5 protein-coding genes are annotated in these 3,470 nt (G+C 70.5%); 3 read left to right on the top strand and 2 right to left on the bottom strand.

Features of this window, described 5'->3' with window-relative positions; genetic code table 11:
• Positions 1 to 116: adenosylhomocysteinase (locus ACWGKT_RS48295; protein WP_356159646.1), on the top strand; the 116-nt coding region annotated here is incomplete at its 5' end.
• Positions 117 to 309: 193 nt separating this feature from the next.
• Positions 310 to 924: a hypothetical protein gene (locus ACWGKT_RS48290; protein ID WP_356159643.1), complete on the top strand. Its 615-nt coding sequence runs from the start codon at positions 310 to 312 to the stop codon at positions 922 to 924.
• Positions 925 to 942: 18 nt separating this feature from the next.
• Here ACWGKT_RS48290 and ACWGKT_RS48285 read toward each other — a convergent pair whose 3' ends face one another.
• Positions 943 to 1,995, bottom strand: coding sequence for an RDD family protein (locus tag ACWGKT_RS48285; protein ID WP_453278789.1), 1,053 nt, complete (start codon positions 1,993 to 1,995; stop codon positions 943 to 945).
• Between the two features lie 130 nt (positions 1,996 to 2,125).
• On the opposite strand from ACWGKT_RS48285, the gene ACWGKT_RS48280 reads away from it, so the two are divergent.
• A complete protein-coding gene (locus ACWGKT_RS48280; protein ID WP_453278788.1) occupies positions 2,126 to 3,133 on the top strand; it encodes a stage II sporulation protein M in 1,008 nt (335 codons plus the stop codon).
• Between the two features lie 108 nt (positions 3,134 to 3,241).
• Here ACWGKT_RS48280 and ACWGKT_RS48275 read toward each other — a convergent pair.
• Positions 3,242 to 3,470: hypothetical protein (locus tag ACWGKT_RS48275; protein ID WP_453278787.1), on the bottom strand; the 229-nt coding region annotated here is incomplete at its 5' end.

Raw genomic sequence — 3,470 nt, 5'->3', positions numbered from 1 at the left:
CCCGGCTCCACCTGGACGCCCTCGGCGTCAAGCTCACGACGCTGCGCCCGGAGCAGGCCGCGTACATCGGCGTGGAGGTCGACGGCCCGTACAAGTCGGACCACTACCGCTACTGAGTCCGGCGACCCGCCCACCGGGGGAGCGACGTCCGTGCACTGACGCGCTCCCCTCGGCGGCAGGTCCCCCCCGGTCCCCGAGGCAGGCCCCCGCGCCCCCGTGCCGGGGGCCTGCCCCTTTGCCCGGACCAGCCCGTCCGAAGGCCGGACCGACTCGTCCGACCGGACCAGCCCGTCAGAACCCAGGACCCCCATGCCCCGCGGCCGCTATTCGCTCCATGATCCGCACGATCACACCCCCCTCGCAGAAGAGCACTTCCACTGCGCCCCCGGCCCGTCCGGCTGGCGTTACGTCTCCCAGCTGACCACCCCCTCGGGCGACCACTACGGCTCCGTCGACCTCGCCCTCGACGACCTCGGCCGCCCCATCCGCCTCGAACTCCACGCGGGCGGCTGGCAGGTGCGCGGCGCCGCCCTCGACGGCGTCACCTGGGTCCGAACCGACCCCACCGGCACTCATGCCACCGAAGGCAATGTGCGCGCCCACGCCTTCACCGGCACGTCCCCCGCGTTCCTCGTCGCCACCGCCCGTCTCCTGCGCCTCACCCCTTCCGCCGCCGCGACCCGCGTCCGCCTCGTGGCCTTCACGGATCCGGTGCTCGCCCCACGCACCGTCGATCAGTCCTGGGCCCTGGTGAAAAGCGAAACACACGCCACTGACAACGCCCCCCTGACCGTGGACGAATACCAGGTCACAGCCCTGGACACGGGCGAGCAGCACACCGTGCACATCGCCGGGGACGTGGTCCTCGCCGCGCCGGGAATCGAGCTGGAGGATCTTGAGACACCGCCGTCGGTGTTCGGCTGACACCGACGGCGGCTCGCGTCACGCCGGAGGAGCGAACCCGGTGGCCGACCGGTCGGCCGCGGGCCCTTCCTGCCGGGGCGCGGGTGCAGGCGCAGGCGCGGCTGCGGGCCGATCGACGGGCGCCCCGGTCCCAGGCCGACCTCCGACGCCGTACTCCGACGGAGGCTGCGGCTGATACACGGCCGACTGATACGCGGACGGAGGGGCCGCCTGCGGGGGTGACTGAGGCGCTGCCGGAGGGGCATAGCCGACAGCGGCACCGCCGACGGGCGGGAAGCCCGGACCCATGCCTCCCACGACAGGCCTCCCACCCGCCGCGGGGCCGCCCCCGAAGGCCCGACGGGCCTCGCGTGCCTGCCGCTCCTGCACCACCGCCGCCAGATACGCCGCCGGCGGGACACCCTGCGGCGCCGGAGTTCCCGTCCGAGCCGCCACGTCGGCCGCGAGCCGCTCCGCCATGCCGTTCGCGACCTGCGGATCCAGCTGCTGCATGCGCGTCAGGTACTGCCGAACGGCAAGCCACAGACCATCCGGAACGGCGGAGAGGTCGAGCTCGGAAAAGCGCCCCGCGAGCCAGGGCGGCGGCGGAGGAACGAAACGGGCCTGCCCGACAGGCACCCGCTCCCGTACGACCAGGGTGCCCGCGAACACGTCGCCGAGCCGCCGCCCGCGCGCCGACACGAGCGACGCGATACAGGCGATCACCCCGAACGTCAGCAGGATCTCGACGACACCGATCGCACCGCGCACCAGCGCGTGCCGGAACCGGATCGGTCCGCCGTCGTCCCGCACCACGCGCAGCCCGCACGCCATCTTCCCCAGCGAACGGCCGTGACTGAGCGTCTCCACGGCAATTGGGGCGCCCACCAGCACCAGCAGGAACGTAGTGATGGTGAGTGCGATCTGCGCCGCCTCGTCCAACGACGCCGTCGCCGCCACCAGCGCCGTGGTCACGGCGATATAGGCGACCATGGCCACGACCAGGTCGAGCAACACCGCCAGCGCCCTGCTGGGCAGCCTCGCAGGGCGCAGTTCCAGCGCCACCGCCTCGCCCGTCACCAGCTCACTCACACCCGTCGTCCTTCCCCTGGCCTGCCCCGAGAACCGCAAGTCTGCCAAGCTGAGGGCGCATCGCGCGCCAGTACGACAACCTGACAGCCGCCACGGCCGTCGATGAGCAGCCGAGGAGCAGGCAGACCCGATGGACCTCGACGTCTTCGTCTCCGCCCACCGAGCCGAGTGGGACCGCCTCGACGCCCTGCTGCGTCGCCAGCGCCGGCTCAACGGGGCGGAGGCGGACGAACTCGTCGCCCTCTATCAGCGCACCGCCACCCACCTGTCCCTGATCCAGTCCAGCGCCCCCGATCCTCAACTCACGGGCCGGCTCAGCCAACTCGTGGCACGCGCGCGCAGCGCGGTGACCGGCACCCGCCGCGCCACGTGGCGCGACGTCACACGTTTCCTGGGACAGGGCTTCCCCGCCGCGGTCTACCGCTCGCGCCACTGGTGGGTGCCCACAGCGCTCATCTCCACCGCGATCGCGATCCTCCTGGGCTGGTGGATCGGTACGCACCCCGACGTGCAGTCCTCCATCGCAGCCCCGAACCAACTGCGCGAGCTCACCCGCCCCGGTGGTGAGTACGAGACGTACTACTCCAGCCACCCGGCGGCCTCCTTCGCGGCCCAGGTGTGGACGAACAACGCCCAGGCCGCCGCGGTCTGCCTCGTCCTCGGCGCCTTCCTGGGCCTGCCTGTCCTCTGGATCCTCTTCGAGAACATGCTCAACCTGGGCGTCGGCTTCGGCCTGATGTCGTCGGCAGGCCGACTCGATACCTTCCTCGGCCTGGTCCTCCCGCACGGCCTGCTCGAACTGACCGCAGTCTTCGTCGCGGCCGGCACGGGCCTGCGTCTCGGCTGGACCGTCATCGACCCGGGTCCCCGCACCCGCCGCACGGCCCTCGCCGAGGAGGGCAGGGCCGCGGTGGGCATGGCGATCGGCCTTGCCCTGGTCCTTTTCGTCTCCGGTGCCATCGAAGGCTTCGTCACCCCTTCGGGCCTGCCCACCTGGGCACGCATAGGCATCGGCGTCGTCGCCGAGCTGGCCTTTCTCGCGTACGTCTTTGTCCTGGGCGGCCGTGCCGCACGCGCCGGCGAGACGGGCGATCTTGAGGAAGCCGAGCGAAGCTCCGCCGTGCCGATGGCCGCCTGATGTGCGGACAGGCCTCTTGAGCTGCTAGTCTCCTCTTCGCCCCACAAGAACCGTTGACACGGAGCGAGTGGGGAGGTAGATTCAAACAGTTGCCTAGAACTGGACAGTTCAGTGGGCAGCCGCATAGAATCTATCCGCTTCTTGTGGAGTCAACATTCCGAGAAGCATCTTCCGATTATTCAGGAATGAGCGCCGGTCAGACCGGCCAAGAACTTCTGATAAAGTCGGAGTCGCCGGAAAGAGAAACGCGGAAGCGGAAACCTGGAAAGCACCGAGGAAATCGGATCGAGAAAAGATCTGATAGAGTCGGAAACGCAAGACCGAAGGGAAGCGCCCG

The organism is Streptomyces sp. NPDC054794, assembly GCF_053611585.1.
The sequence above is the reverse complement of the archived record's forward strand: the minus strand, read 5'-3'. Positions and strand labels throughout refer to the sequence as shown.